The organism is Nocardioides sp. (assembly GCF_047607365.1).
Taxonomy (GTDB): domain Bacteria; phylum Actinomycetota; class Actinomycetes; order Propionibacteriales; family Nocardioidaceae; genus Nocardioides.
Genome location: NZ_JASGDD010000168.1, coordinates 22,376 through 47,994, shown reverse-complemented (window position 1 = coordinate 47,994; position 25,619 = coordinate 22,376). Strand labels below are relative to the sequence as shown.

Annotated in this window: 26 protein-coding genes; 15 read left to right on the top strand and 11 right to left on the bottom strand. The window is 70.2% G+C overall.

Annotation, left to right across the window (positions count from 1 at the left end; genetic code table 11):
• Positions 1-514: hypothetical protein (locus QM572_RS13245; protein ID WP_415093859.1), on the bottom strand; the 514-nt coding region annotated here is incomplete at its 3' end.
• 29 nt (positions 515-543) lie between these two features.
• Positions 544-1,695, bottom strand: a complete 1,152-nt coding sequence (locus QM572_RS13240; protein WP_415093857.1) for a pyridoxal phosphate-dependent aminotransferase — start codon at positions 1,693-1,695, stop codon at positions 544-546.
• An 18-nt stretch (positions 1,696-1,713) separates the two neighbouring features.
• Between QM572_RS13240 and pyrE the strand changes: the two genes are divergently transcribed.
• A complete protein-coding gene (gene pyrE / locus QM572_RS13235; protein ID WP_415093855.1) occupies positions 1,714-2,256 on the top strand; it encodes an orotate phosphoribosyltransferase in 543 nt (180 codons plus the stop codon).
• Here the strand turns inward: pyrE and QM572_RS13230 are convergent.
• Positions 2,246-3,019 (bottom strand): DedA family protein, encoded by a 774-nt coding sequence (locus tag QM572_RS13230; RefSeq protein ID WP_415093853.1) that lies wholly within the window; start codon positions 3,017-3,019, stop codon positions 2,246-2,248. The genes pyrE and QM572_RS13230 overlap by 11 nt on opposite strands.
• A gap of 51 nt (positions 3,020-3,070) precedes the next feature.
• Here QM572_RS13230 and QM572_RS13225 point away from each other — a divergent pair, with 51 nt between their 5' ends.
• From QM572_RS13225 to QM572_RS13215, 3 genes are all read left to right on the top strand, one after another.
• Positions 3,071-3,772: a TrmH family RNA methyltransferase gene (locus QM572_RS13225; RefSeq protein WP_415093851.1), complete on the top strand. Its 702-nt coding sequence runs from the start codon at positions 3,071-3,073 to the stop codon at positions 3,770-3,772.
• Positions 3,773-3,911: 139 nt separating this feature from the next.
• Positions 3,912-4,943: a class II fructose-bisphosphate aldolase gene (fbaA, locus tag QM572_RS13220; protein WP_415093849.1), complete on the top strand. Its 1,032-nt coding sequence runs from the start codon at positions 3,912-3,914 to the stop codon at positions 4,941-4,943.
• 185 nt (positions 4,944-5,128) lie between these two features.
• Positions 5,129-6,064, top strand: coding sequence for a DUF559 domain-containing protein (locus tag QM572_RS13215; protein WP_415093847.1), 936 nt, complete (start codon positions 5,129-5,131; stop codon positions 6,062-6,064).
• Between the two features lie 157 nt (positions 6,065-6,221).
• On the opposite strand, the gene QM572_RS13210 is transcribed toward QM572_RS13215, so the two are convergent.
• Complete coding sequence (locus QM572_RS13210; protein ID WP_415093845.1) at positions 6,222-7,706, bottom strand: DHA2 family efflux MFS transporter permease subunit; 1,485 nt, start codon at positions 7,704-7,706, stop codon at positions 6,222-6,224.
• Positions 7,707-7,735: 29 nt separating this feature from the next.
• Here QM572_RS13210 and QM572_RS13205 point away from each other — a divergent pair, with 29 nt between their 5' ends.
• Positions 7,736-8,149 (top strand): DUF3151 domain-containing protein, encoded by a 414-nt coding sequence (locus QM572_RS13205; protein ID WP_415093843.1) that lies wholly within the window; start codon positions 7,736-7,738, stop codon positions 8,147-8,149.
• A 3-nt stretch (positions 8,150-8,152) separates the two neighbouring features.
• Here QM572_RS13205 and clpB read toward each other — a convergent pair whose 3' ends face one another.
• The 3 genes from clpB to QM572_RS13190 form a co-directional block, all read right to left on the bottom strand.
• Complete coding sequence (gene clpB / locus QM572_RS13200; protein WP_415093861.1) at positions 8,153-10,759, bottom strand: ATP-dependent chaperone ClpB; 2,607 nt, start codon at positions 10,757-10,759, stop codon at positions 8,153-8,155.
• Between the two features lie 169 nt (positions 10,760-10,928).
• Positions 10,929-11,741 carry an Abi-alpha family protein gene (locus tag QM572_RS13195; RefSeq protein WP_415093841.1) on the bottom strand — a complete coding sequence of 271 codons (813 nt, stop codon included), beginning with the start codon at positions 11,739-11,741 and terminating at the stop codon, positions 10,929-10,931.
• Positions 11,742-11,751: 10 nt separating this feature from the next.
• On the bottom strand, positions 11,752-13,020 hold the full coding sequence (locus tag QM572_RS13190) for a hypothetical protein (protein WP_415093839.1): 1,269 nt from the start codon (positions 13,018-13,020) through the stop codon (positions 11,752-11,754).
• 189 nt (positions 13,021-13,209) lie between these two features.
• On the opposite strand from QM572_RS13190, the gene QM572_RS13185 reads away from it, so the two are divergent.
• Positions 13,210-13,749: a Uma2 family endonuclease gene (locus QM572_RS13185; protein ID WP_415093837.1), complete on the top strand. Its 540-nt coding sequence runs from the start codon at positions 13,210-13,212 to the stop codon at positions 13,747-13,749.
• A gap of 113 nt (positions 13,750-13,862) precedes the next feature.
• On the opposite strand, the gene QM572_RS13180 is transcribed toward QM572_RS13185, so the two are convergent.
• The 3 genes from QM572_RS13180 to lepB (QM572_RS13170) form a co-directional block, all read right to left on the bottom strand.
• A complete protein-coding gene (locus QM572_RS13180) occupies positions 13,863-14,777 on the bottom strand; it encodes an Abi-alpha family protein (RefSeq protein ID WP_415093835.1) in 915 nt (304 codons plus the stop codon).
• Between the two features lie 49 nt (positions 14,778-14,826).
• A complete protein-coding gene (locus QM572_RS13175) occupies positions 14,827-16,116 on the bottom strand; it encodes a hypothetical protein (RefSeq protein ID WP_415093833.1) in 1,290 nt (429 codons plus the stop codon).
• Between the two features lie 146 nt (positions 16,117-16,262).
• On the bottom strand, positions 16,263-16,925 hold the full coding sequence (gene lepB / locus QM572_RS13170) for a signal peptidase I (protein WP_415093831.1): 663 nt from the start codon (positions 16,923-16,925) through the stop codon (positions 16,263-16,265).
• 63 nt (positions 16,926-16,988) lie between these two features.
• On the opposite strand from lepB (QM572_RS13170), the gene QM572_RS13165 reads away from it, so the two are divergent.
• Entirely contained in the window at positions 16,989-17,735 is a 747-nt protein-coding gene (locus QM572_RS13165) for a hypothetical protein (RefSeq protein ID WP_415093829.1), read from the top strand.
• A 22-nt stretch (positions 17,736-17,757) separates the two neighbouring features.
• Here QM572_RS13165 and lepB (QM572_RS13160) read toward each other — a convergent pair whose 3' ends face one another.
• Positions 17,758-18,339: a signal peptidase I gene (gene lepB, locus QM572_RS13160; protein WP_415093827.1), complete on the bottom strand. Its 582-nt coding sequence runs from the start codon at positions 18,337-18,339 to the stop codon at positions 17,758-17,760.
• A gap of 306 nt (positions 18,340-18,645) precedes the next feature.
• On the opposite strand from lepB (QM572_RS13160), the gene QM572_RS13155 reads away from it, so the two are divergent.
• From QM572_RS13155 to QM572_RS13120, 8 genes are all read left to right on the top strand, one after another.
• Entirely contained in the window at positions 18,646-19,293 is a 648-nt protein-coding gene (locus tag QM572_RS13155; protein ID WP_415093825.1) for a DUF6230 family protein, read from the top strand.
• A gap of 89 nt (positions 19,294-19,382) precedes the next feature.
• Complete coding sequence (locus tag QM572_RS13150; protein ID WP_415093823.1) at positions 19,383-19,898, top strand: DUF6114 domain-containing protein; 516 nt, start codon at positions 19,383-19,385, stop codon at positions 19,896-19,898.
• Positions 19,899-19,974: 76 nt separating this feature from the next.
• Positions 19,975-20,967, top strand: coding sequence for a DUF6230 family protein (locus tag QM572_RS13145; RefSeq protein WP_415093821.1), 993 nt, complete (start codon positions 19,975-19,977; stop codon positions 20,965-20,967).
• Positions 20,968-20,974: 7 nt separating this feature from the next.
• Positions 20,975-21,856, top strand: a complete 882-nt coding sequence (locus QM572_RS13140; RefSeq protein WP_415093819.1) for a DUF6230 family protein — start codon at positions 20,975-20,977, stop codon at positions 21,854-21,856.
• Positions 21,853-22,377, top strand: coding sequence for a DUF6114 domain-containing protein (locus QM572_RS13135; protein ID WP_415093817.1), 525 nt, complete (start codon positions 21,853-21,855; stop codon positions 22,375-22,377). Before QM572_RS13140 ends, QM572_RS13135 begins: the two co-directional genes overlap by 4 nt.
• Complete coding sequence (locus QM572_RS13130; protein ID WP_415093815.1) at positions 22,364-22,831, top strand: DUF6114 domain-containing protein; 468 nt, start codon at positions 22,364-22,366, stop codon at positions 22,829-22,831. Before QM572_RS13135 ends, QM572_RS13130 begins: the two co-directional genes overlap by 14 nt.
• Positions 22,831-23,784, top strand: coding sequence for a hypothetical protein (locus QM572_RS13125; RefSeq protein WP_415093813.1), 954 nt, complete (start codon positions 22,831-22,833; stop codon positions 23,782-23,784). The genes QM572_RS13130 and QM572_RS13125 overlap by 1 nt, the downstream gene beginning before the upstream one ends.
• The gene (locus QM572_RS13120; RefSeq protein WP_415093811.1) at positions 23,781-25,589 is read left to right on the top strand and encodes a DUF6230 family protein; all 1,809 of its coding nucleotides are present in this window, start codon (positions 23,781-23,783) and stop codon (positions 25,587-25,589) included. Before QM572_RS13125 ends, QM572_RS13120 begins: the two co-directional genes overlap by 4 nt.
• The last annotated feature ends 30 nt before the right edge of the window (positions 25,590-25,619 follow it).

The window sequence follows — 25,619 nt, the reverse complement described above, 5'->3', positions numbered from 1 at the left end:
TCGGCGCCGGAGCCGGCGGCACGACGGGCGGGGCCGGGGGCGGTGTCGGCGAGGCCGTCCGGGCCGAGCGCTCGCCCGGCGGCGTCGGCGTCCAGGTGCCGGCGAGCCACGCCCGCGCGGGATCGAGCCAGAGGGTCAGGACCCCGATCGGCGCGAGCGCCGCGAGCAGCCCGCTGCTGCACAGCGCGGCGACGAGAAGCGGGACGGCGAGGACGCTCAGCCACAGTCGCGCCGACGTCGAGCGTTGCTGCAGCACCTGCCACCCGAGGATGGCCGAGGCCGTGGCACACGCCGCGGCGACCATGCCCAGCGCCCGCAGCCACGACTCGACGTCGTGCACGCTCACGCCCGCGTCGGCGAAGACGGGGTAGTCGATGGCCTCGGAGATCGTGCTGGCGAGCTTCATCGAGCCGAACGACTGGAACTGGTCGGCGACCAGCAGGATGGTCAGGACGGAGCCGCCGATGATCAGCCACACGGCGGTGGTCACCTGGCGGGGTCGGGCGGCGGCCATGGGCCCATTCTCCCCGAGCTTCCCGGACGTCACGCGCGCAGGTCCGCCGCTCCCAGCCGCCGGAGCGCCTCGGCGAGCACCTCGGGCCGCTTGCAGAAGGCCCAGCGCACCAGCTGGTCGCCCGCGTCGGAGTCGTGGAAGACCTGGAGCGGGATGGCGACCACGCCCGCGCGCTCGGGCAGCGCGTGGCAGAACGCGAGGCCGTCGCGCCAGCCCAGGCCGCCGATGTCGCTGATCGCGAAGTAGGTCCCCTCCGGAGCCCGCGTCGGCAGCCCGACCTCGTTGAGCCCGTCGACGAGCAGGTCACGTCGCTCCCGCAGTTCGTCCGCCAGCTGCGCCGGCCACGCGTCCAGCTCCCCCAGCGCGTACGCCGCCGCCGGCTGCAACGGCCCGCCGGAGGTGAAGGTGAGCCACTGCTTGGCGGCATAGACGGCGTCGACCAGGTGCGCCGGCCCGCTCGCCCAGCCGATCTTCCATCCGGTGAAGGAGAACGACTTGCCGATGCTCGAGATCGTCAGCGTGCGCTCCCGCATGCCGGGCAGCGTCGCCACGGGCGTGTGCGGCACGCCGTAGGTGAGCCGCTCGTAGACCTCGTCGGAGACCACGACCAGGTCGTGCTCGATCGCGACGTCGGCGATCGCCGCCAGCTCGTCGCGCGTCAGCACCGCGCCGGTCGGGTTGTGCGGCGTGTTGAGCAGCACCATCCGGGTCCGGTCGGTCACCGCCGCCCGCAGGGCCGCCACGTCGAGACGGAAGTCGGGGGCGGCGAGCGTCAGCGGACGGCGTACGCCGCCGGCGATCCGCACCATGGCGGGATAGCTGTCGTAGAACGGCTCGAGCATGATCACCTCGTCGCCCGGCTCGACCAGGCCGAGGACGGCGGCGGCGATGGCCTCCGTGGCGCCGGTGGTGACCACCACCTCGGTGTCGGGATCGAGGGCGAGACCGTAGTGACGGGCCTGGTGTGCGGCGACCGCCGCACGGAGCGCAGGTGTTCCCCGGCCCGGCGGGTACTGGTTGTGCCCGCCGCCCAGCGCACGCTCGGCGGCCGCCAGCGCCTCGGCCGGGCCGTCGGCGTCGGGGAAGCCCTGCCCCAGGTTGACCGCTCCGGTCCGCAGCGCGAGCGCGGTCATCTCACCGAAGATCGTCGGCGGGATGTCCCGCAGCCGCGCCGCCACCATGCCCCTAACCTAGACGCCGTGACCGACGCGCCCCTGGATGAGCACAGCCTTGCCGCCGACATCGACGCCGCCTGCCGGCTGCACGGAGAGTTCACGCTCCGCTCCGGGCAGGTGAGCGACACCTACTTCGACAAGTACCTCTTCGAGGCCCAGCCTGCGCTGCTCGACCGGGTCGCGGCCCGGATGGTCGAGCTGCTGCCCGAGGGCACCGAGCTCCTCGGCGGGCTCGAGCTCGGCGGGGTCCCGATCGCCACGATGGTGAGCGCCAAGACCGGCCTCCCGGTGCTCTTCATCCGCAAGAAGGCGAAGGAGTACGGCACCGCCAAGCTCGCCGAGGGACCGGACTTCGACGGCCGCCGGGTGACGCTGATCGAGGACGTGATCACCTCCGGCGGCGCCGTACGCGACGCCGTGAGCGCGCTCCGCCCCGCCGGCGCGATCATCGACACCGTCGTGTGCGCCATCGACCGCTCGGCCGAGCCGGGTGCGTCGCTGCGCGACGTCGACCTGGAGATCCGCCCGGTCCTGACCCGGGCCGAGCTCGACGCCGTCAGCCGATGACGTCGTCCTCGGCGGCCTCGGCGCGCTGCTTCTCGTTGCGCTCCTCGACGTCGCGGACGTAGGCCTCGGGGACACCGGGGTCGGGGTCGTCCTTCTTCCGGACGACCTCGATGAGCAGCAGGATCACCGTGACGCCCAGCAGGCCGTAGGTGACCAGGTCGATGTACTTGCCCAGCGACGGGAAGGTCTTGCCCAGGCCGTAGCCGATGAGCGTGATCGACCAGACCCAGATGACGGCGCCGAGCGCGCTCCACACGAAGAACTTGCGGCGGTCCATCCGGGTGACGCCGGCGACGAGCGTGATGTAGGTCCGGACGAACGGCACGAAGCGGCCGGCGACGAGCGCGAAGTGACCATGGCGCTCGAAGAACTCGGCGGTCTGGTCGAGATACTTCCGCTTGATGATCTTCCCGTCGCGCTCGTAGATCCGCGGTCCGATCTTGGCGCCGATCTCATAGCCCACCACGTTGCCCGCGAAGGCGGCGGCCGTGTAGAGCACGAGCAGGATGATGAGGTTGGTCAGGTGTCCTCCGGGGAACACCATCACCGACTCTTTCCCCTCGGCGATGAAGAGCCCCATCGCGAAGAGGAACGTGTCGCCCGGCAGGAACGGGAAGAACAGGCCGCATTCGACGAACAGCACCCCCACGCCGAGCCAGTACAGAGCCGCCCCGAAGCGATCGAGGAGGTATTCAGGGCTCAACCACTGTGTGAAATCGTGCACCGAGACAAGCGTGGGGAGCTGGACGAGGAGATCGTGCACAGCGCAACCCTAGCCGGACACACCGAGCGGGACCTGACTACCGTTTCCCCGATGACCGAGGAGTACGACGTCGAGGAGCTCGCTCCCTACGACCCGATGCCCCACGGACCACCCGAAGTGGGGCTCGGTCCGTGGCCCGGAGGGCGCGCCGCGTGGCCGCAGGAGTCGCACTACGACCCGGAGCTGCTCGAGCACGGCGACCGGCGCAACGTCGTCGACCGCTACCGCTACTGGCGCCTCCGGGCGATCGTCGCCGACCTCGACACCCGGCGGCACGGGTTCCACGTGGCCATCGAGAACTGGCAGCACGACTTCAACATCGGCACCATCGTCCGGAGCGCCAACGCCTTCCTCGCGGCGGAGGTCCACATCGTCGGCAGGCGCCGGTGGAACCGACGCGGGGCGATGGTGACCGATCGCTATCAGCATGTGCGCCACCACGACGACGTACCGGCGCTGGCGGAGTATCTGCGCTCACATGCCGACGGGCCGATTCCGCTGCTCGGCATCGACAACCTGCCCGGATCGCTCCACCTCGAGACGATGCCGCTCCCCCGGCGGGTCTGCTTCCTCTTCGGCCAGGAGGGTCCCGGGCTCTCGGAGCAGGCACGGGAGGCGGTCGACGGGACGTTCTCGATCGCTCAGTTCGGGTCGACGCGCTCGATCAACGCGTCGGCGGCCGCCGCGATCGCGATGCACTCGTGGGTCGTCCAGCACGCCGACCTCGGCGGCGAGGACGCCTGGCGCGGCTGAGCACCGGCAGTGGCACGCGTCACGGGGCTTTGATCGGTCCAATCCCCCGGCCCGTGTTCCGGGCCTGCTCCGGCGTCTAGGGTGACCGATGGCCCGACGCCTGCCGCCGCCGCGACACTGCCGACACACGAGGAGAGCCATGCCCATCGCCACCCCCGAGAAGTACGCCGAGATGCTGGCGACCGCCAAGGAGAAGGGCTTCGCCTTCCCGGCGATCAACGTGAGCTCCTCGCAGACGCTCAACGCGGCCCTCGCCGGATTCGCCGAGGCCGGATCCGACGGCATCATCCAGATCTCGACCGGTGGCGCGGAGTACCTCTCGGGTCCGACCATCAAGGACATGGTGGCCGGCTCGGTGGCCTTCGCGGCCTTCGCCCGCGAGGTCGCGAGGAAGTACCCCGTCAACATCGCCCTCCACACCGACCACTGCCCCAAGGACAAGCTCGACGGCTTCGTCCGGCCGCTCCTCGAGCTCTCCTCCGAGCGGGTCGCGGCCGGCGGGGAGCCGCTCTTCCAGTCGCACATGTGGGACGGCTCGGCGGTGCCGCTCGACGAGAACCTCGCGATCGCCGAGGAGCTCCTCGCCAAGGCCGCCGCGGCCAAGGCGGTGCTCGAGATCGAGGTCGGCGTCGTCGGAGGCGAGGAGGACGGCATCGTCGGCGCGATCGACGAGAAGCTCTACTCCACGCCCGAGGACGCCATCGCCACCGTCGAGGCGCTCGGCCTCGGCGAGGACGGCATCTACCTGACCGCGCTCACCTTCGGCAACGTCCACGGCGTCTACAAGCCGGGCAACGTGAAGCTGCGCCCCGAGATCCTCCAGCAGGCTCAGGAGGCGGTCGTCGAGAAGCTCGGCCTCGCCGCCGGCTCGAAGCCGTTCAACCTCGTCTTTCACGGCGGCTCCGGCTCTACCGAGCAGGAGATCGCCGCCGCCGTCTCCTACGGCGTGGTGAAGATGAACATCGACACCGACACCCAGTACGCCTTCACCCGCCCGGTCGCCGGCTACATGCTCTCCAAGTACGACGGCGTGCTGAAGGTGGACGGCGAGGTCGGTGACAAGAAGGCCTACGACCCCCGCGCCTGGGGCAAGGTGGCCGAGGCCGCCATGGCCGCCCGCGTGGTCGAGGCCACCCAGCACCTCGGCTCCGCCGGCAAGACGATCGGCTGACGCGCCAGCGTTCCGGACGCCCGCACCGCCGTCTTCGCAGACGCCCGCCACGCAAGAACCCCACCCAGGTGGGGTTCTTGTCGTCTCCGGGCCACGCCGAGCCGCCACTTCCCCACCCTGGTGGGGTTCTCGCTGCCTGTGGACAGCCGCCGACCCGACGGCGGGATTCGGGGCAGGCTGCTCAGATGCCTCTCGGGACCTCGCCTGCCGTCGACACCTCGCTGCCCTTCACCCGTACGGATGCTCTGCGGAGCGGCATCTCCAGCGCTCAGCTGCGGTCGTCGGCGTACGTCGCGCTGCACCACGGCGTCTACGTCGCCGCCGACGTCGAGCTGACACCACACCTGCGCGCGCTGGCGGCGCTGCGCTGCTTCCGTTCCGGCGCGTTCGTCTCCCACGCGACCGCCGCGCGGCTGTGGGAGCTTCCGCTCCCGACGCTGCCCGAGGAGCATGTCACCGTCGCCGCGCGGAGGGACCGGCGGTCGCGACCGGGGATCGTCACCCACTCTCCCCGCTCGGTGCCGCTACTGGGGAAGGACGGCGTGACGGCGACCGCCCCCGTGCAGACCTTCGTCGACCTGGCCGCACTGGTCGGCCTGGTCGATCTCGTGATCGTCGGCGACCATCTCGTCCGCAAGCGGCTGGCCAGACTCGACGACCTCGTCGCCGCTGCCGGCCGAGCGACCGGCCCGGGCGCCGCCGACGTCCGCCGGGCCGCCGCGCTCGTCCGCGCCGGTGTGGACTCCCCGATGGAGACGCGCCTCCGGCTGCTCCTCGTGCTTGCCAGGTTGCCGGAGCCGCGGGTCAACTCACGGGTGAGCATCGACGAAGGTGTGACGATGCGGAAGTACGACCTGTGCTGGCCTGCCGCCAAGCTCATCGTCGAGTACGACGGCCGTCATCACATCGAGCGCGTGGAGCAGTGGGAGTCCGACCTGGCTCGGCGGGAGGCGATCGACGACGACGGCTGGCGCATCCTCGTGGTGACCGCCGATGGCATCTTCAAGCGCCCGGCCGACACGGTGGCCAAGGTGCACCGGCTGCTGCGCGAGCGCGGGGTGCCCGGGACCCCGGTCATGCCGAGCCCGGCCTGGCAGCCGCACTTCCCGGGACGCCCCTGACTCACAAGAACCCACCCTGGTGGGGTTCTTGTCGTCTCCGGGCCACGCCGAGCCGCCACTTCCCCACCCTGGTGAGGTTCTCGCGGTCAGGCGACCGGTGGGGACGACCGCCTCCCCACTCAGGCGGGATTCCTGCGGCCGGGAGGCTGCCGCCGACTCAGTGCCCGGCGGCGTAGCCGGAGTGCTTCGGCTTCTCGTAGAAGACGACGAACACGAGGCCGAGGAGGGTGACGACGGCCGGGAGGTAGGCGGCGTCGCGCATGGCGTCGGAGAAGAGCTGCGCGACGTGCGCGTCGCCGATCCTGTCGGCGCCGGTCTCCCCCGTCGAGCTGGCGCCCGGGAGGTAGTGCGCGAGCCGGGCGTCCAGCAGCACGGCGATCGCCGCCGAGCCGAGGACCGAGCCCACCTGGCGGGTCGCGTTGTAGACCCCCGCCCCCGCGCCGGCGAGGTGCATGGGGAGGTTGCGGGTGGCCGTCGCCGCGGTGGGCGCCCACACGAACGCCTGGCCGATGCCGACGACGATCATCGGCAGCACGATCCGCCACACGGCGACGTCCGGCTGGAGCTGGGTCGCCAGCCAGAAGAAACCGACCACGTTGCAGAGGAAGCCGAAGCCCACCACGAGTCGCGGGTGCACGTTGTCGACCAGGTTGCCGACGACCTTGGCGAGCAGGATCGACATGATCGCCATCGGGAACAGGAGCAGGGCGGCCTGGGTCGGCGAGTCACCACGGACCGCCTCGGCGTAGAGGATGATCGGGTAGCCGAACGAGGCGCCCACGGCGCCCATCGTCGTGATCGCCAGGTTGGACACCGAGAAGTTCCGGTCCTTGAACAGGCCCAGCGGGACGAGAGGCTCCTGCTTGTTGGCGGCCTGCCACAGCACGAAGACGACGAGGAACACCAGGCCGCCGGCGATCATCGCGATGATGCCGGTGTCCCAGTCCTCCTGGTGGCCCTGCTGGACGCCGTACGCCAGGAGGAAGAGGCCGACGCCGGACAGGGCGACGCCGAGCCAGTCGAACCTGTGCTCGTGGGTCGGCAGCACCGGCACGAACCGGAGCGCGGCGAGGAAGGCGACGATGCCGATCGGCACGTTGACGAAGAAGATCCACTCCCAGCCGAACGCGTCGGTGAGCACGCCGCCGAGGATCGGGCCGACGACCATCGCCACGCCGGCGGTGGCGCCCCACACGGCCATCGCCTGGCCGCGCTGGGCCGGCGGGAAGATCCGGGTGATGATCGCCATGGTCTGCGGCGTCATCATCGAGGCGCCCAGGCCCTGCGCCACCCGCGCCACGATCAGCATCTCGACCGAGCCGGTCAGGCCGCACCACAGCGAGGCGAGGCTGAAGACGATCAGGCCAGCCATGTAGATGTACTTCGAGCCGAAGCGGTCACCGAGGCGTCCGGTGATGAGCACCGGCACCGCATAGGCCAGCATGTAGGCGCTGGAGACCCAGATGACCTTGTTGTAGCTGGCGTCGAGATCGCTGCTGATGCTGGGCGTCGCCACGGTGACGATCGTCAGATCGATGAGGATCATGAAGAAGCCGATGACGAGCGCGAAGAGCGCGGGCCACGGCTTCACGTCGGTCGCGGGAGCGGGCGCGGAGGTCTGTGCCTGGGTCACGAGGAACATCCAACACCGATGCACCGACAATTACTCCCATGAGCACCCACGACCTGATGGCCCAGCCGCCCGCCACCCTGCTGCCCGAGGACCCGGCCGCGGCCGAGCTGGCGGACGGGGCCGACCCCGCCGACGTCGTACGCCGGAATCCGGCCTCGCCGGCGGCCTGGGCCGTCCTCGCGACGGCTGCCAAGGAGGAGGGCGCGGATGACGTGACGGTCTACGCCTATGCCCGCGTCGGCTATCACCGCAGCCTCGACCTGCTGCGCCGCAACGGATGGAAGGGCCACGGCCCGGTCCCGTGGGAGCACGAGCCGAACCGTGGCTTCCTGTCCTGCCTGGCGCTCCTCTCGCTGGCCGCCGAGGCGATCGGCGAGACCGAGGAGGCCACCCGCTGCGCGGACTTCCTGCGCGACAGCAGCCCCGCCGCCTACGACGCCCTCATGAGCTGAGACTCAGCTGCTGAGAAGCAGCCCGTCCTCGCCGCGGTCGACGGTGACGGTGTCGCCGTCCTTGACCTCGCCACCGATCAGCCTCCGCGCGAGCGGGTCGCCGATGGCGGTCTGGATCAGCCGGCGCAGCGGCCGCGCCCCGTACGCCGGGTCGTAGCCGATCTCCGCCAGCCACTCCTTCGCGGGCTGGCTCACGGAGACCGCGATCCGCCGGGCGGCGAGCCTGCGCTCGAGCGCCGCGAGCTGGATGTCGACGATCCGCGTCAGCTGCTCCTTCGACAGGGCGTCGAACATGACGACCTCGTCGAGCCGGTTGAGGAACTCCGGCTTGAAGCTCGCCCGGACCGCGGCCATGACGGACTCGCGCTTGGCGTGCTCGTCCAGCAGGGGGTCGATGAGGAACTGCGACCCGAGGTTGGAGGTCAGGATGAGGATCGTGTTGCGGAAGTCCACGGTCCGGCCCTGGCCGTCGGTGAGACGGCCGTCGTCGAGCACCTGGAGCAGGATGTCGAAGACCTCGGGGTGGGCCTTCTCGACCTCGTCGAGGAGCACGACGGAGTAGGGCCGGCGTCGCACGGCCTCGGTGAGCTGGCCGCCCTCGTCGTACCCGACGTAGCCCGGAGGCGCGCCGACGAGCCGGGCGACGGAGTGCTTCTCGGAGTACTCCGACATGTCGATCCGCACGATCGCCCGCTCGTCGTCGAAGAGGAAGTCGGCGAGCGACTTGGCGAGCTCGGTCTTGCCGGTGCCGGTGGGGCCGAGGAAGAGGAACGAGCCGGTGGGGCGGTTCGGGTCGGCGATGCCCGCCCGCGACCGGCGTACGGCGTCGGAGACGGCCTTGACCGCGGAGGCCTGGCCGATCAGCCGCTCGCCGATGACGTCCTCCATCCGGAGCAGCTTGGCGGTCTCGCCCTCGAGCATCCGGCCGGTCGGGATGCCGGTCCAGGCCTCGACCACCTCGGCGATCTGCTCGGGGCCGACTTCGTCGCCGACGAGCTTCTCCGCGGCCGGGATCGCGGACTCGGTGCTCTTGACCGCGTCGATCCGCTCCTCCAGCGCCCTGATCTGCGTCTCGGTCTCGTAGCGCCGGTTGAGCAGCGCCCACTTCTCCTCGCCCTCGGGGGCGAGCATCGACTCGCGGGTCAGCCGGTCGAGCTCGACCCGCAGTGCGTCGATCTGCGTGCGCAGCTCGCCCTCGCCCTCCAGTGAGGCCTTCTCCGCCTCCCAGCGGGCCTCCAGCGCGCGCAGCTCCTCGGCCTTGTCGGCGAGGTCGGCGCGCAGCGCCGACAGCCGCTCGACGGAGGCCTCGTCGGACTCGCGCTCGAGCGCGAACTGCTCCATCTTGAGCCGGTCGACCTGGCGGCGGAGCTGGTCGATCTCCTCGGGAGAGGACTCGTGCTCCATCCGCAGGCGCGAAGCGGCCTCGTCGATCAGGTCGATCGCCTTGTCCGGCAGCTGACGGCCGGTGATGTAGCGATCCGACAGCGACGCCGCGGCCACGAGCGCGGCATCGGTGATGCCCACCTTGTGGTGCGCCTCGTACTTCTCGCGAATGCCGCGCAGGATCTGGATGGTGTCCTCGACCGACGGCTCGCCGACGAAGACCTGCTGGAAGCGGCGCTCCAGCGCGGGGTCCTTCTCGATCGACTCGCGGTACTCGTCCAGCGTCGTCGCGCCGATCATGTGCAGCTCGCCGCGGGCCAGCATCGGCTTGAGCATGTTGCCGGCATCCATCTGCGAGTCGCCGCCGGCGCCCGCGCCGACGACGGTGTGGAGCTCGTCGATGAAGGTGATGACCTGGCCGTCGGACTGCCTGATCTCGTCGAGGACGGCCTTGAGCCGCTCCTCGAACTCGCCGCGGTACTTCGCGCCGGCGACCATGCTCATGAGGTCGAGCGCGAGCACCTTCTTGCCCTTGAGGCTGTCGGGCACGTCGCCGTCGACGATGCGCTGGGCGAGGCCCTCGACGACGGCCGTCTTGCCGACCCCGGGCTCGCCGATGAGCACCGGGTTGTTCTTCGTACGCCGGCTGAGCACCTGGATCACGCGACGGATCTCGGCGTCGCGACCGATGACCGGGTCGAGTCGACCCTCCTCGGCGCGCTCGGTGAGGTCGACGGCGTACTTCTCCAGGGCCTCGAAGCTGGCCTCCGCGTCCGCGGAGGTGACGCGGCGGCCGCCACGGGTCTGCTCGAGGGCGGCGGTGAGGCTCTCGGCGGTGAGGCCCCGCGCGGCGAGCACCGCGCGGGCGCTCGACTCCACGGTGGCGAGTGAGATGAGCAGGTGCTCGGTCGTGACGTAGTCGTCCTTCATCGACTGCGCCAGCTCGATCGACCCGGCCAGCACGCGGGTGAGCGCGCCGGACGCGGCCGGGGCGGCGACCGAGGAGCCGGTGACCTTCGGCAGCGTGTCGCGCTCGGCGCCGGCCGCCTCGACGACGACCGAGGGGTCGACGCCGGCCTTGGCGACGAGCGAGACGGCGGTGCCCTCCTCCTGGAGGAGCAGCGCCACGAGGAGGTGGATCGGCTCGACGGAGGAGTTGCTCCCCGTCGTGGCCGCGAGCTGTGCGGCCTCGATGGCCTCCCGGCTCCGGGTGGTGAACTTGTCCAGACCGAACTGGCTCATGGTCGTGATGATCTCCCATTTCTGTCGGGTCGTGCTGAGGATGGGCGAAGCCCTGTATCCATGCAACAACCCCAAAGTTGAGTCCATTCCACTCAACTTTGTCAATCGTGCGCGTCGCGCGGCCGGCGTTCGTCCGAGCGCTCATCCCGACGGGTCAGTCGGCCTCCGGGTCGGCGTGCTCCGGGAACGCCTCGGTGACCGCCTGCTCCTCGGAGACCAGGCACGCGCGACAGAACTCCTCGCCGAAGGGGGTCAGGTGGATCGAGCGCCGTACGACGCGCGCGAAGCGCACCGAGTGCAGCGCGCCGAGGACGTCCGGCTGCGCCTCGAGGACCTGATACTCCTCGGAGTCGGCGATCGACTCCTTGCTGAACCAGACGAGCCCGAGCCGGTGCAGGTTGTCGAGGTAGGCAGGCACGTGGCCGGCGTACCGCACCCCGGCGCGCATGCCGATCATCGACAGCCCCGGCGCGATCAGCTGGGAGGAGACCACGCCGACCGGCCCGCCGGTGCGGACGTCGACCGAGGGCTGCGGGCCGCCGCGCAGAAGCAGCAGCAGGATCCGCGCCTCGTCGGGCGCGAGGTCGCCGAGGATCCGGTCGAACGCCGGGTGCCCCTCGTCCGGCGACCACACGTCGCGGGAGCGCTCCAGCAGGTCGGCGCCACGCTCGCGCAACGACGTCGGCGTGACGGCCTGCTTCACCGGGGCGAGCGGCGCCCCCGACCCGCGCGCGGTGTCGCCGAGCGCCGTCTCGCGCACGACCTCGGCCGCCCGCAGCACCTCGCGGACCAGCTCGGCGGCCTCGGCGGGGTCGACCGCCGCACGGACGACCCGGGACCCGCCACGCCAGGCGGCCCGTGCGCCCCAGCCGACCGTGTTGACCGAGACCCCGGCGGCCACGCGGGCGAGGCCGGGCACGGCCCCGAGTCCGGCCAGCCGCGAGCGGCGGGGCACCAGGTCGGTCACTGTCGTCTCCTCACAGGAGGTGGAAGAGGCCATAGTGCAGGAATCCTCCCGCAAGCCCCATGATGGCCCCGTGGACGTAGAGCATCCACTCGTCCTCCTTGATCGCGGCCCGCATCATCTCCACGAACTCGTCGGCCGGCAGCTCCCGGGTGCGTACGGCGACGAGCGCCTGGATCCGGTCCGCCTGCTGTCGCGAGAAGACGGCGTCCTGGAACGGCGTGAGGGTGCGGTCGACGGCCTGCCGGGTGACCGACTCGCGGATGCTGTCGAAGCGCTCGGGGCCGATCGCCACCCGCACGGCGGCGCGGGCGGGACCGGCGGCCTGGTCGATCGCGGGCCGCAGCGCGTCGGCGAGGAGGCGGTGGGTGGTGTCGCCCCGGGGCCCGTGGAGCAGGTGGTCGCCGATCCGCTCGAGGGTGATCACGTGGTCGGCGATGATCCGGGCGTAGACCTCGGCCGCCTCGGACTGCCGGCGCGGGAAGAGCCCCTGCATCCGCACGCCGAGCACGCGCCGCGGGGCCGGTGGCTCGAAGATCAGCCACATGCCGAGCGCGTTGGTCACCCACCCGACGACCACGCCCATGAGCGGGAGCGACCACCACGGGTGCCACACCAGGTCGATCGCCGCGACGGGGATGCCCAGCAGGAAGCCGAAGATGAAGCCGAACGCCACCATGAGGTCGAGCTCGCGCTGGCCGAAGTCGCGGAAGATCCGGACCACCAGGCCCGGGTTGGCGCGGAAGTGCTCGATCACCATGTACTTCGGGTCGAGCAGCTGGTCGATGTGCACCCCGATCTGGCCGGTGACCTGACCGGCGATGCCCGGCAGCTGCGACTGGACCCGCGCCACGATCCCGTCGCGGATCGGCTGCGGCAGGTCGCGCCACAGGGCCGGGTGCTCGGCCCGCATCACCTCGTCGACCAGGGCGGGCACCTCGGGCGCGAACGTCGCCACGATGTGCGCGGCGATCTTCTCCGGCTCGAGCTCGCGGTAGAAGTCGGCCGGCGTGCCGAGCTTGGCGATCGCCTTGTCCACCGCGATCGAGCCCATCTTGGCCGCCCGCGCGGGGATGATCCCCTGCCACCCGAGCCTGCCCTGCGCGAGACCCGGGAACTCCTGGATCCTGCGCGGCAGCAGCCGGGCGAGCTCACGCAGACCGGGCACGGCGACGCCGGCGAACGACGTGGGCTTGAACAGCATCCACAGGCCCGACCAGTTGATCAGCCAGCCGATCACGCCGGTGAACAGCGGAATGGTCGCGGTCGCCCACCAGCCCATGGGACCACTCCTCGCGTCCGGCCGTCTCTGGCGGCGACCTTAGCCGACGGGCGTCGGGAGGACCGCGGGCCACTCGTCCACAGGCGCTGAGATCGCTCGTTGCCCCACGAGGGCCTCCCTCGACGCTTGGGTGACAACCGCTCGGGAGGAACGCAGAATGGACGTCGGTCCGCACGGAAGGAGCCACCCATGCCGCTCTCGGCCAGGCCGGAGGCCGTCATCCCGATGTCGTGGGAGGAGTACGCCGCATGGGAGGACGACAACGTTCGCGGGGAGTACCTCGACGGGGTGTTCGTGATGGCGCCCAGCGCAAGCGGATGGCACATGGAGATCTCATTCCGGTTGACCGCCGCGTTGCGTGCGGTCGTCCAGGGCCCCTACGTCGCGCGGCAGGAGGTCGGCTGGTCGCCCACCGACCAGCATCAGGAGCCGGTGCCCGACATCGCCGTCTACTGGCCCACCGCGGCGCCCCGCATCGCGCGCACTCCCGTGCTGGTCGTCGAGATACTGTCGCGCGACCGCAACTACGACATCGAGTTCAAGCGCGGCCTCTACGCACGCTGGGGCCTGCCGACCTACTGGATCGTCGACCCCCAGCGCCAGGAGCTGCGCGTCCACACGCTGCACGACCAAGAGCTGCGCGAGACCACGCGCCTCGCGGGCGGCGTCCACCACCTGGCCTTCGGCCCCTTCGCGGTCGACCTCGACCTCGACGCGCTCTTCGCCTGAGCCACCGCACCGCTGCGGCTCGCGATTTCACACGCCGTCCGGGATCTCCGGGCCCCCTTCAGTCGCCCTCCCACGGGCCCGAAGGTCGTTCGGCGTTCGGGAAGGACCCGGGCTCAGTCCTCGACGGCCTCGCTGGTGGCGGCGTCCGGCGGCGGCTCGTGGTCCGGGAAGTGCGCCGTGTCGGCCTCCTCGGCGGTGGCGAAGCACACCCGGGCGAAGTCCGAGCCGAAGGGCGTCAGGTGCACCGACCGGCGTACGGTCACGGCACGACGGCCGGCGTGCTTGGCCTCGAGCACGTCGGGCTGGGCCTCGAGGACCTGGTAGCGCAGGAGGTCCTTGAGCGGCTCGGGTGACTGCCAGATCAGGCCGAGGCGGGTGAGGTTGTTGAGGTAGGCCGGGATCGACTCGGGGTAGCGCACGCTCGCCCAGCTCGCGAACATGTTGAGGCCGCGCGCGATGACCTCGGGCTGCATCCGCCCGCGGACGCCCGCCGAGCGCACGTCCACCGACGGCTGCGGGCCGTTGCGCAGCAGGAGCACGAGGATCCGCGCCTCGTCCGGCGCGAGCTCGCGCAGGATCGACTCGTACGCCGGATGGCGGGCCTCGTCGCTCCAGACGTCCCGGCTGCGGCGCAGCAGCTCGCTCCCCGTACGCCGGAGGCGCTCCTCCTCCGTCTCCCCGCTCTGCGTCCCGCTCGCCTCGAGGGCGCTGCGCACCGACTCCAGCGCGGGCACGGCGATCTTGCCGAGTCCGCCGACGACCGGGCCTCCGCCGCGGGTGAGCGCGCGGGTGATGTCGAGGACGCTGTCGGTGATCGTGGCGAGGTCGTCCGAGAGCGCCGCCGCGGCCTCGGGGTCGACCACGGCGCGCGCCACCCGCACGACGCCCTTGGCGTACTGCGTCGCGGACCACGCCGTGGTGTGGACGACGGTCTCGGCGCCGATCCGGGCGACCCCGGGGAGGCTGGTGAGCGCGCTGCCCAGCAGACCCCGGCGGCGGCGCGTGCTGACGGGCGTGTTCGAGCTCATTCGGGGTCCCCGTTCGGAGCGGAGCGAAGCGGGCATTCGACGGGGGTGATCATCCCACTCCGAAGATCCAGAGGTGGATCAGCCCACCGACGAAGCCCATGATCGCGCCATGGGCGTAGAGCAGCCACTCGTCCTCGATGATCGCGGCGCGCATCATCTCGACGAACACCGGCGCGGGCAGCTGGCGGCAGCGGTCGGCGATGAGCGAGCGGATCTTGTGGGACTGCGCCTCGGAGAAGGCGGCGTCCTTGAACGGGGTGAGGGTGTAGTCGACGGCGGTCTCGGCGACCGAGGTGCGGATCGCGTCGAAGCGGCGGGCGCCGACGGCGACGCGCACGGCGCCGGACGCCGGGCCGATGGCCTTCTCGATGGCGGGTGCGAGGGCCTCGGCGAGCATCTGCCGGGTGCGATCGCCGGCCGGGCCGTTGAGCAGGTGGTCGCCGATCCGCTCGAGGGTGATGACGTCCATGGCGATGTGCTTGCCGTAGACGTCGCTCGCCTCCCACTGCCGGCGGGCGAAGAGCGCCTGGATCGTGATCGGGCCAAGCCTCCACGGGTTCGCGGGCTCGAAGATCAGCCACATGCCGAGCTTGTTGGTGACCCATCCGACGACGATGCCCATGATCGGCAGCAGCCACCACTGCCCGAAGAGCTGGTCGATGAAGGCGACCGGGATGCCGAGCAGGAACCCGAAGACGAAGCCGAAGATCACCATCATCCGCAGCTCGCGAGCGCCGAAGTCCTTGAAGATCCGCACCACGATCTCGGGGTTCTTCTCGAAGTTCTCGATGACCATGACCTTCGGGTCGAGGATCTGGTCGATGTGGTCGCCGATCTCGTCGGTGACCCGCTTGACGATGGTCGGCAGCTGGGCCTGCACCCGCTCGATGATGGTGGCGCGGACCGGGCGGGGCAGGTCCTTCCAGAGCCGCGGGTGCTCGCGCCACATGATCTCCTCGACCAGCGCGGGCACCTCGGGGGTGAACACGTCGACGATGTGCGCCGAGATCACCTCGGGGTCGAGGTGCATGTAGAAGTCCTTGGCCGTGGCCATCTGGGCGAGCGCCCTGTCGACCGCGATCGAGCCCATCTTGGCCGCGCGTGCGGGCACGATGCCCTGCCAGCCGAGCGTGCCGTGGAGGATGCCCGGGATCTCCTGGATCTTGTAGGGCAGCGACCCGGCCAGCTCCCGGAGGCCCTTGATCTTGAACCCGTGGAGCTGGATGGGCTGGAAGAGCATCCACAGGCCGGTCCAGTTGATCAGCCAGCCGATGACCGCCGTGAAGATCGGGACGGACCAGAAGTGGACCCAGTTGATCTCGGAGAAGAACTCTCCCATGCCCTCGTGCTTTCTCCCCGGCCCGCGTTCGCGTGACGCGTGACACGGTAACTCCCGGCGGGAGGCTACCGGCTCGGCGAGGTCCGCGCCACCGATTCGGGAACTACCGCTCCGCCTCGGAGCCAGCGGGCCAGTGGGCAGACGGCTCAGGCGGGTGACATCGTCACGGGATTCGGGATCCTGCCGTGACGACTCCACGGAGTGACCCGCCAGATCAGGCGGTTCTGGACGAGCTTCTCGGGGACCCAGCCGAAGATCCGCGAGTCGGTCGAGCGACCCCAGTTGTCGCCGAGCACCCAGTAGCTGGCGGCGGGAACGGTGGCCCAGGCGCCGGCGCCGCCGTTGGGCGTCATGACGCCGTCGGAGGTGCAGCACGACGAGATCGCGTTCCCGACCTGATCGGACCACGTCGGACTGGAGAGGAGGTACGTCGTCTCGCTGCCCGCCGGCTTGAGGTAGACCTCCGGATGCAGGCCCCCGGTGATCCGCACGCGGTCGCCGGGCATGCCGATGACCCGCTTGACGACGACGGCGCCCCCGTTGACGCCGCCCGACGGGCCCTCCACCGGGTCCGGTGGCGTGGGCTCGCGGGCGGTCACCAGGTCGAACCGCTCGACGCGATCCCGGTGCAGCAGGTCGATGTCGATCCGGTCGCCGGCCTTCAGAGTGGGCTCCATGCTGTCGCCCTTGACGGTCACCGAGAAGGTGAAGGCGGCGATGACGGCCAGCGCCCCGAGGCCGATCAGGACGGCCACCGCAACCGCCACGAAGCCCGAAAGCTCGGCCAGCCTCCCGTCCCCACGTCGCACCCGACGCAACCTACACACCATCTCGCAGCGGCCACGGTGTGACCGGTGGCACAATGGCCGACCATGTGGAGGCGGGGGCAGCGCGACGTCATCGAGGACGTGCCGGCAGGGGAGCAAGCCGACGAGGCGTACGACGGACTCGACGACACGGCGGTCAGGGCGCCGGCCGCCGCAGACGTCGCGGAGCCGATCGAGCCGATCGAGCCGATCGAGTTCATCGACGATCGCTTCGGCTACGCGAAGGGCGTCGCGGTGGGCCTCGTCGTCGGCATCCTCGGCACCCTCGGGGTCCAGTTCGGCATCGAGCAGTTCTCGAAGTTCAACTTCGGCCGGGAGGACCCGCTCGGCTATGTCTCCATCGCCCACGATGCCCTCCCCAACTGGGGCAAGGACGCGGCGATCGCACAACGGCTGGAGAACGACACCCAGGCGTCGTGGGACCTCACGACCTACTGGCAGATCCACCCCGGCAAGCGACCCGTCACGCTCCCGGCAGCCCGGGAGACGCTCGAGAAGCGGATCCAGCTGCCCGACGCTTCCAAGCTCCAGCGGGTCATCACCAACGTCGACGCGCCCGGCGCCGAGGGAACGATCTACATCCTCTGGTTCACGCTTCCCAACAAGGCACGGGACTGGCTGATGCAGAACCCGCATGTCATGCGCGGCGCCGATGCCGACGTCACGCCGCTCACCCTGTGGGCCGGAGACATCGTCGTCTACTACCTCCCCGGCGAGCGGGACGTGAGCGCGAAGCTGAAGACCTGGCTCAAGGACGTCTCGAGGTGCCCGACCGTCGCCGGGGACTGCTGACCCGGGCGAGGTGCTCCCGCGGTCAGCGCGGCGTCATGGTCGCGGGGTTGTGCACCCGGCCGAAGCGGCCCAGCGGCAGGATCCGGAAGTCCAGGGTGCCGCCGAGATGCGCGGTGTCCACGAACCCGTACGTCCGCGAGTCGGTCGACCCGCCCCAGTTGTCGCCCAGCAGCCAGTAGCTGCCCTCGGGCACCGTCGCCCAATGCTGGCTGTCCGAGCTGGTCCCGTCGTCGGCGCAGCACGCGTCGGAGGCCTCGCCCACCTGGCCGTCCCAGGTCGAGCTGCGGATGACGTACGTCGTCGAGGACCTGGCCGGCCGCACCAGCACCTCCGGGCTCCCGGAGACGCGCGGGACGGCGATGCGGTCGCCCGGGAGGCCGATGACGCGCTTGACGACGTGGCGGCTGTTGATGTCGGGCGTGGTCGCCTCGACGAGGTCGAACCGCTTCACGTCGTGTCGGCTGAGCGGGTTCCAGACGAGTCGGTCGCCGTCGGCGAGCGTCGGGTGCATGCTGCGCCCCGCGACCTGGATGGAGATCGTCAGCGCGCCGACGACGACGAGCGTGCCGACCAGGAAGAGCACGAGCGCGAGGACGCCGATCACCCGACCGACCGTGCCCCGTTGGCCTGCCAGATCACGAACCACGATGCGCCTTCCCAACTCTTCCCGACTGTTCCCGAACCTCTCGGTCCCGCGTGCGCGGCGAGGCTACCGCGCGGGGGCACGTCGCGAGATATCGCATGACCTCAGGCCCGGATCGGCCGCGCAAAGCAATATCTGAGACAGATGTCACGCATTCGCTTGACGCGACCTGTGTTGTACGTCACTCTGAACCGGTCGCCGCATGTTACCTGGCGGTAAACCCGCCGGTTGAGGGACCGGCGACTTTCACTGATGAGGGAGCAATACATGATTGAAAAGGGAATGGGGCGGACTCGTCTGACCCGCTTCGCCGCCATCACGGTCCCGGCCGCGGTGGTCTCCGCGGGCCTCGGCTTCGCGATCGTCCAGGGCGCGGTCTCCGCGGACCTGGCATCCGCCACCGGCTTCCAGGTCGTGTCCACGGGTGCCGACGCCACCAAGCTCAGCCTGGGTCTGGAGAAGACCGGGGCGGCCGCGAGCGACGCCTCGGCGACCAGCAGCAACCACGAGGCTGCTGAGGCCTTCCTCGAGGGCCTGGGTGTCGACGACCTGTGCCTCGCCGCCAACACCAACCTCGGTGCGCTCGGCACCGTCGGTCTGACGGTGACGTCCACCAGCCCGGTGACGCTGGGCTCGGTCGACCTCAACGCCAAGAGCATCGGCGCCGACCTGGCGCAGCTGCCGACCACCAACATCGGCCAGGCGGTCAACGACCTCAAGGAGTCCACGGCGGGTGCCGGCGACGGTCTGACCACCTCGGCGTCGCAGGCTCCGGGTGGCTTCGGTCTGGCCTCGACCGGCGCCATCCACCTGGATGCTCTCGACGCGCAGGCCTACCTGCTCACCCTGGCCGACGGTGTCGACCTGAGCAACCTCAGCATCGCGCCGACCGCCACGACGGCGACCTGCAGCTGATCGCACCGCCCCGAACGCGGAGGACGGGCCAGCCGGGTCCCGGCTGGTCCGTCCTCCCCCTTCACTTGTAGAACCAACTGGGGAGCACCATGACCGAGACCACCACCGCCGCGCGGACCACCAAGCCGCGCCGCGCCTCCACGCCGCGGCGGAATCCCGCAAGCGCCGTGTGGCAGGCCTTCCGCCGATTCCGCAAGACCCGTCCGTTCTGGGGGTCCCTCATCCTGGCCGCGGGCGGCTACTTCGTCCTCAAGCCCGTCATGGGCAGCAACCTCGCGCTGCTCGTCCACCTCGGCACCAGCGGAGCTCAGGTCTACGTGCTCGGCATCGGCATGATCGCCTGCGCCGCCGTCTGCCTGCTCGCGCCCTCACAGCGATACTTCCCGGCCGTCATGGCCATGGTCTTCTCCGTCGCGTCGCTCCCGCTCGCCAACCTCGGCGGCTGGATCGTCGGGATGGTGCTCGGGATCGTCGGCTCCGGCCTCGTCTTCGCCTGGACGCCCTACACCGACCGCCAGCTCGCGCGCTTCGACGCGAAGGCTGCACGGAAGAAGGCCCGCAAGGACGCACGACGGGCCGCGCGGCAGCAGGCTGCGGCGGCCTGAGCCGGATCGTTTCAGCGCGGGTCGGACGCCAGCTCGAGGGAGCGCGCGACTCGCGATCGAGGGAGCAAGTCAGACAATGAAGCACAACGGGGGACGGCGGCGCGCCCAGCGCGGCCACGAGTCGGGTCCGAGCGCATGGGGCGCGCGGACGTGGCAGCGCCTGAGGGCAGATGCCGTCCGGCGTACGCACGAGCTGGTCGACGACGCGAAGACGCGGTCGGCCGCGATGGTGGCCGAGGCGGAGTCGACGCGCCGAGGCAACCGCAAGCGAGGCGTGTTCTTCGCCGCGTTCGGCTTCGCCGGCCTCGCGATCATGTTCCGGCTCGTCAGCGCCGACGTCCTCGCGGTCAACTTCACGACGCAGAACGGGCAGTTCCAGCTCTACTCGAACTACCTCGACGCCCAGAAGGCCGCCGGCTACCTCGACACCAGCACGCGCGCCGCGACCAGCGGATCGACCTGTCCGCAGGGCACGGGCACCCAGACCGCGACGAGCGGCCAGTGCGGCGTGGCCGACCTCGGCATCAACACCGCCAAGCTCGCCGGGCTCTGCGCGATCCAGACCGAGTCGATCGGGTCGATCGGCAGCTGGTCGCTCAAGCTCACCGCCGGCCAGGCCGTGGCCACGTCGTTCACCGGGACCAGCGTTCCGACGCCGCCGGGAGGGACGCTCAGCACCTCGGGAGGCAGCGCGACCTTGAGCATCAACTCCGCGGGCACCATCAACGAGACGAACAGCACGGCCGGCGGCATCATCAAGGCCAGCAACCTCTACCTCAACACCAACAGCCTCAACGGCTTCGGCAACCTCGTCAGCGGCCTCTACCTCGGTCAGTCGGCCGACACCGTCGCCGCCTCGGCCAGCGACACCAACGCCACCGTCTCCTTCCCGGCCGTCTCGGGCGGTCAGCTCGCGCCCACGGCGGGCAACTTCGGCCTCTACGCCGACCAGCTCAACGTCGCCGGCCTCAACGGCTATGGCTACGGTCTCCGCCTCGCCGGCTCGATCACGCTGCCGAACCTGAAGATCACCGTCAACGCCGGCTCGCAGAGCCAGAGCAACTGCTGAGGCCCGGATGAGCGTCCTTCCGAACACCAACGCCATCGCCCGGCTCCGCAGCTGGGTCGACGCGCACCGCTACCACGGCCCCAAGGTCACCGGCACCCGCCTGAAGGGGGCCGTGCCCCTGACCGGCCTCGGGCTCGCCGGCCTCGGCGCCATGTTCAGCCTGGTGAGCTCGGGCGCGATGGCGGTCAACTTCACCACCTCCGACACTCAATTCAAGCTCTACTCGAACTACATCCAGGGCGTCTCCGCCGGTGGCATCCTCTCCGCGAGCAGGCGCTACAGCACCACCGGCACCACCTGCCCGCAGGGCACCAGCACGCAGGCGGCCGTCAACGGCCAGTGCGGGGTGGCCGAGCTCGGCATCAAGAGCGCGAAGCTCGCCGGCCTGTGCGCGATCGCCCAGCAGGATCTGCCGATCATCGGGACAGCCTCGCTCATGATCATGGCGGGCGTCCCGGTCAAGGGGTCGTTCACGAACTCCGCCAACACCACGACCGACGGCGCCGGGACCGCGATCTCCTACGACGCCAGCGGCCAGTTGACCGGCACCAGCCTGGACAACGCGATCAGCGCGACCGACCTGTTCCTCAACTCCAACGTCCTGAGCGGCTACGGCAACCTGATCAGCGGCCTCAACCTCGGTCGCTCGGCCGACGGCGTCGCCAGCGACGCCAACCTCAACAACTCGACCGGCACCTGGCCGACGGGCCAGACGGCTCCCGTCGCCGGGCAGTTCGGCCTGACCGCCAACTATCTCAACCTCGGCGGCCTCGACGGCTCGTCGTACGGCGTCAACCTGGCCGGGCAGATCACGCTGCCGAAGCTCAAGCTCGCCGTCTACTCCGGGACCAAGACCCAGAGCTCCTGCCCGACCGAGGCACCCTCGTGAGCGTCGACGTGCGCACAGGTTCGGGCGGTAGCGTGACGGACATGGCCGAGCGCACTCCCGCCCGTCGCGGTCGGGTCCTGCACGGTCTCGCCGTGGCCCGGACCTGGTTCCGGTCCTGGCGCCGCACCCGACCGTTCTGGGGTGGCCTGCTGTTGATGCTCGGCGGCCTGTGGATCATCAAGTTCATGTCGTTCTCCGTCGGCCTTGCGCTCACGGGCGGCTGGAGCTACTCCGCCGGCTACGTGATGGGCGGCGGAATGGTCCTCTTCGCCCTCGTCTCCTGGTTCGCGCCCTACTACAAGGGACTGGCCGGCCTGGTGGCCTTTCTGGTCGCGCTCGGAGCGTTCCCCACCGCGAATCTCGGCGGCTTCCTGGTCGGCTCGGTGCTCGGCATCATCGGATCGTCGATGATCATGAGCTGGGGCGACAAGAAGCCCAGCCGCCGCCAGCGCCGCAAGCTGGGAGTCGACAAGTACGGCCGGCCGCTCGACCAGCATCCTGTCAACGATGCGACTGCCTGATCAGCTTCGGCGCGGGGGGCGGGGAGTGCGCTCGGGCCTCGACGGCGCGCGCCTCTGGTTCCGGGACTATCGCCGAACCCGACCCTTCTGGGGCGGCCTGTGGACCATGCTCGGAGGAGCGTGGATCATCCACGCGATGAGCTTCAGGATCGGTCTCACCCTGACGCCCGGCTGGTCGTCGAGCGCCGGCTACGTGATGGGTGGCGGGCTGGCGCTGTTCGGTCTGGTGGCCTGGCTCGCGCCCTTCTACCGTGGTCTGGCGGCACTCGTCGCGTTCCTCATCGCGCTGGCGGCCTTCCCCACCTCGAACCTCGGCGGCTATCTGCTCGGCACCGCGCTCGGCATCGTCGGATCCTCGATGATCTGGGCCTGGGGCGAGAAGACACCGCGGAGGCCCCGCCGACACGGGCGGTCGGCCGGCGTCGCCGCCGACGCGGGGATGGAGGCGGTCTGATGGTGCGCCTTCTCAGGAGCCCGTCGCTGCGTGCTGCGACCACGGGCACCTTCGCCCAGCGGCTGATCGCCTTCACTGCGATGGTGCTCATGGTCTCGGTCGTGCTGTTCTGGCCGGAGATCCGCGACGGCGCGGGCCGGGCGGTGGCACAGAGCCAGGACAACAACTACCAGCCCTTCGCCTGCGGCCAGAACAACAGCTCCACCCTCCAGCAGCGGCGCCAGAGCCTGCAGCTCAAGAACGGCAGCGGCGGCAACGGCTCGGCCTACGCCTACCCGTGCGTCTCAGGCGTCAAGTGGAAGCTCAGCGTGGGGTGCACCCGGTGTGACACCTCGGCCGGATCCACGTCCAACGGCGCCATCGTCGGCGTCATCAACAATGCCTTCGCGACGGACGGCAAGACGCTCTACTTCGCCGGCACGGGCTCGGCGACCGATCTCGTCCAGGTGGGCATCCAGGGCCTGGAGTTCTGCCGGGGCAGCGGTGACCCGTCACGCAAGGTCAACAGCTACGGGTGCAACCAGGCCGTCTCCGGCGTCCAGCTCACTGCCGACTCGACGGACTCCGGATCCTTCAACATCACCAACGACTACCTGCTCAACATCGATCCGGCGGGCTCGATGAACGTCGGCGGGCTCGGCATGATGGCCGACGTCTGGGGCACCGAGGACAGCGAGTTCGAGGTGCCGAAGAGCGCCATCAGCCTCGGCAGCCTCTGTGGGACCGTGGCCACCAGCACCGGCAATGGCTGCACGGCGAACCTGAGCCAGTTCTCGGGCACGCTCCTCACCGCGATCGCCGGCGGGACCGTGCTGCCCCTGGTGGGGATCAACCTCACGTTCTACTACCTGATCACCCACACCCCCTCCGCGACCGACCCCTACAACGAGTCGGCGAGCAACAACTCGGTGGTGCTGCCCAACACGCGCATCGTCGTGGGGAACGGCTCGTGAGACTGCTCGGAACGGCCCCGAGTCACGGCACCCGCTGGCGCCGGGCGGCCGTGCCCATCGTGGCGGGATTCGCGCTCGTCGCGGCCATGACGTCGGCCGCGCTCAACAGCGCGCTCGGCTTCGAAGCCAACCTGTCGATCATGAGCTCCAGCCGCTCCAACGACCTGAACGGCTTCTCCTTCTCGACCAGTCGCCTCCAGGCGGTCAACGCGGGCTTCGGGATGGCGCCGGTGAAGCAGAAGGGCTACACCTACAGCACGGGGACCGACGGGCCTCCGGTCGTCGTCGGCGTCACCGCCACGGCGGGGATCGGCTCCACGACCAGCGTGGCGAACGAGAGCAGCACCACGGTCAACGTGATGTCCGCGATCGACGGCAGCAGCGCGACGTACTGGCAGTCCACGTCGCAGGCCACCCAGACGCTCATCCTCACCCTCTCCCAGCCGATCTCGGTGGCGACGTACACCATCACCACGAGCCCCACGGCCAACTACGACCCCAACACCTGGACCCTGGCGGGGTCGAACGACGCCAGCACCTGGACCACGCTGGACACCCGGACCGGGTACGCCGCCGCGAACTTCACGGCCCGCTCGACGGCGTACACGATCACCCCCACCGCGACCGGCAGCTACACCTACTACCGGCTCAACGTCACCGCGCGCAGGAGCGGCAACGTCCTCGGGCTCGGCGACCTCATGCTCGACGGCGTCGCGGGGATCAAAGCAGCGGTCAGCGCGAACGGGGGCAGCACCTCCGAGGCGTACACGTGGGCGACGGACGGCAACCCCTCCACCAAGTGGTACTCCGCCAGCTTCACGAACCCGACGAACCTCACGCTCAGCATGGTGAAGACCAACAGCGGCACCCAGGCCTCGCTGGGGGTGAAGGCGATCGGCTACGAGATCACGTCGGGCTCCGACTCCTCGGTCTACTACCGCCGCGACCCGAAGAGCTGGGTGGTGCAGGGCTCCAACGACAACTCCAGCTGGACGACGCTCGACACCCAGACCAGTCAGGCCTTCGCCACCAACAGCCGGAGCAGGTACTACTCGATACCCACCGCCAACCGCGCGACCTACAACTACTACCGCCTCAGCCTCACCGGCATCTCGCTCGGCACGACGGGCTCGTCGAGCAACTTCCAGATGGCCGACTTCACCCTCGACACCGGCGCGTCGACCACCACTACCGGAAGCGCCGCGGACACCTGGAAGAACGTCCTCCGGGCCGGCTTCGCGTCGGCGACGCTCTCCGGGCTGTGCCTGTCGAAGACCGAGACCCTGCCGATCCTCGGCGACGTCACGGTCAAGCTCTACTCTCCCAGCAGCGCTGGCGACATCACGGCGAGCAACGGCGTCTTCGACCTCACCGATATCGCGTCCGACAGCTCCGACGCCGGCATCAACCTGAAGGGGAACACCCAGATCGGGCTGGCCACGACGGACATCACGACGGTGTACGCCAACGGCACCGGGCTGCCCTACAAGGCGAATCCGTTCGGCTCCAACGACCTCACCAGCGGCGATGCGGCCCTCGACATCTGGAACTCCAGCGTCTACAGCGGGACGGCGCCGTCCAACTGGGTGGTCGACAGCAAGGCGCACACCTTCGGCGGCGGCTGGACCGGGATCGACGCCGGTGCGGCCGATCTCTACAAGGTCGCCGGCAGGCTGCAGCAGGTGCAGCTCACCGGCAACATCACGCTGCCCGGCCTCAAGATCAGCGTGACCTCCGGCAGCGACGACATGTGCGCGACCTGGCCGACGAATCCGGCGTACACGAACAGCAAGTCGTGGCCCTAGGACCAGGGGCGAGCCGTCTCCGGTCGGCCA

Bases quoted from the DNA above. Each gene is read 5' to 3' on its own strand.
- QM572_RS13240 (WP_415093857.1), bottom strand. From the start codon at position 1,695: ATGGTGGCGGCGCGGCTGCGGGACATCCCGCCGACGATCTTCGGTGAG.
- QM572_RS13225 (WP_415093851.1), top strand. From the start codon at position 3,071: ATGACCGAGGAGTACGACGTCGAGGAGCTCGCTCCCTACGACCCGATG.
- fbaA (WP_415093849.1), top strand. From the start codon at position 3,912: ATGCCCATCGCCACCCCCGAGAAGTACGCCGAGATGCTGGCGACCGCC.
- QM572_RS13215 (WP_415093847.1), top strand. From the start codon at position 5,129: ATGCCTCTCGGGACCTCGCCTGCCGTCGACACCTCGCTGCCCTTCACC.
- QM572_RS13210 (WP_415093845.1), bottom strand. From the start codon at position 7,706: ATGTTCCTCGTGACCCAGGCACAGACCTCCGCGCCCGCTCCCGCGACC.
- QM572_RS13205 (WP_415093843.1), top strand. From the start codon at position 7,736: ATGAGCACCCACGACCTGATGGCCCAGCCGCCCGCCACCCTGCTGCCC.
- QM572_RS13190 (WP_415093839.1), bottom strand. From the start codon at position 13,020: ATGGGCTGGTGGGCGACCGCGACCATTCCGCTGTTCACCGGCGTGATC.
- QM572_RS13185 (WP_415093837.1), top strand. From the start codon at position 13,210: ATGCCGCTCTCGGCCAGGCCGGAGGCCGTCATCCCGATGTCGTGGGAG.
- QM572_RS13180 (WP_415093835.1), bottom strand. From the start codon at position 14,777: ATGAGCTCGAACACGCCCGTCAGCACGCGCCGCCGCCGGGGTCTGCTG.
- QM572_RS13175 (WP_415093833.1), bottom strand. From the start codon at position 16,116: ATGGGAGAGTTCTTCTCCGAGATCAACTGGGTCCACTTCTGGTCCGTC.
- QM572_RS13165 (WP_415093829.1), top strand. From the start codon at position 16,989: ATGTGGAGGCGGGGGCAGCGCGACGTCATCGAGGACGTGCCGGCAGGG.
- QM572_RS13155 (WP_415093825.1), top strand. From the start codon at position 18,646: ATGATTGAAAAGGGAATGGGGCGGACTCGTCTGACCCGCTTCGCCGCC.
- QM572_RS13150 (WP_415093823.1), top strand. From the start codon at position 19,383: ATGACCGAGACCACCACCGCCGCGCGGACCACCAAGCCGCGCCGCGCC.
- QM572_RS13145 (WP_415093821.1), top strand. From the start codon at position 19,975: ATGAAGCACAACGGGGGACGGCGGCGCGCCCAGCGCGGCCACGAGTCG.
- QM572_RS13140 (WP_415093819.1), top strand. From the start codon at position 20,975: ATGAGCGTCCTTCCGAACACCAACGCCATCGCCCGGCTCCGCAGCTGG.
- QM572_RS13130 (WP_415093815.1), top strand. From the start codon at position 22,364: ATGCGACTGCCTGATCAGCTTCGGCGCGGGGGGCGGGGAGTGCGCTCG.
- QM572_RS13125 (WP_415093813.1), top strand. From the start codon at position 22,831: ATGGTGCGCCTTCTCAGGAGCCCGTCGCTGCGTGCTGCGACCACGGGC.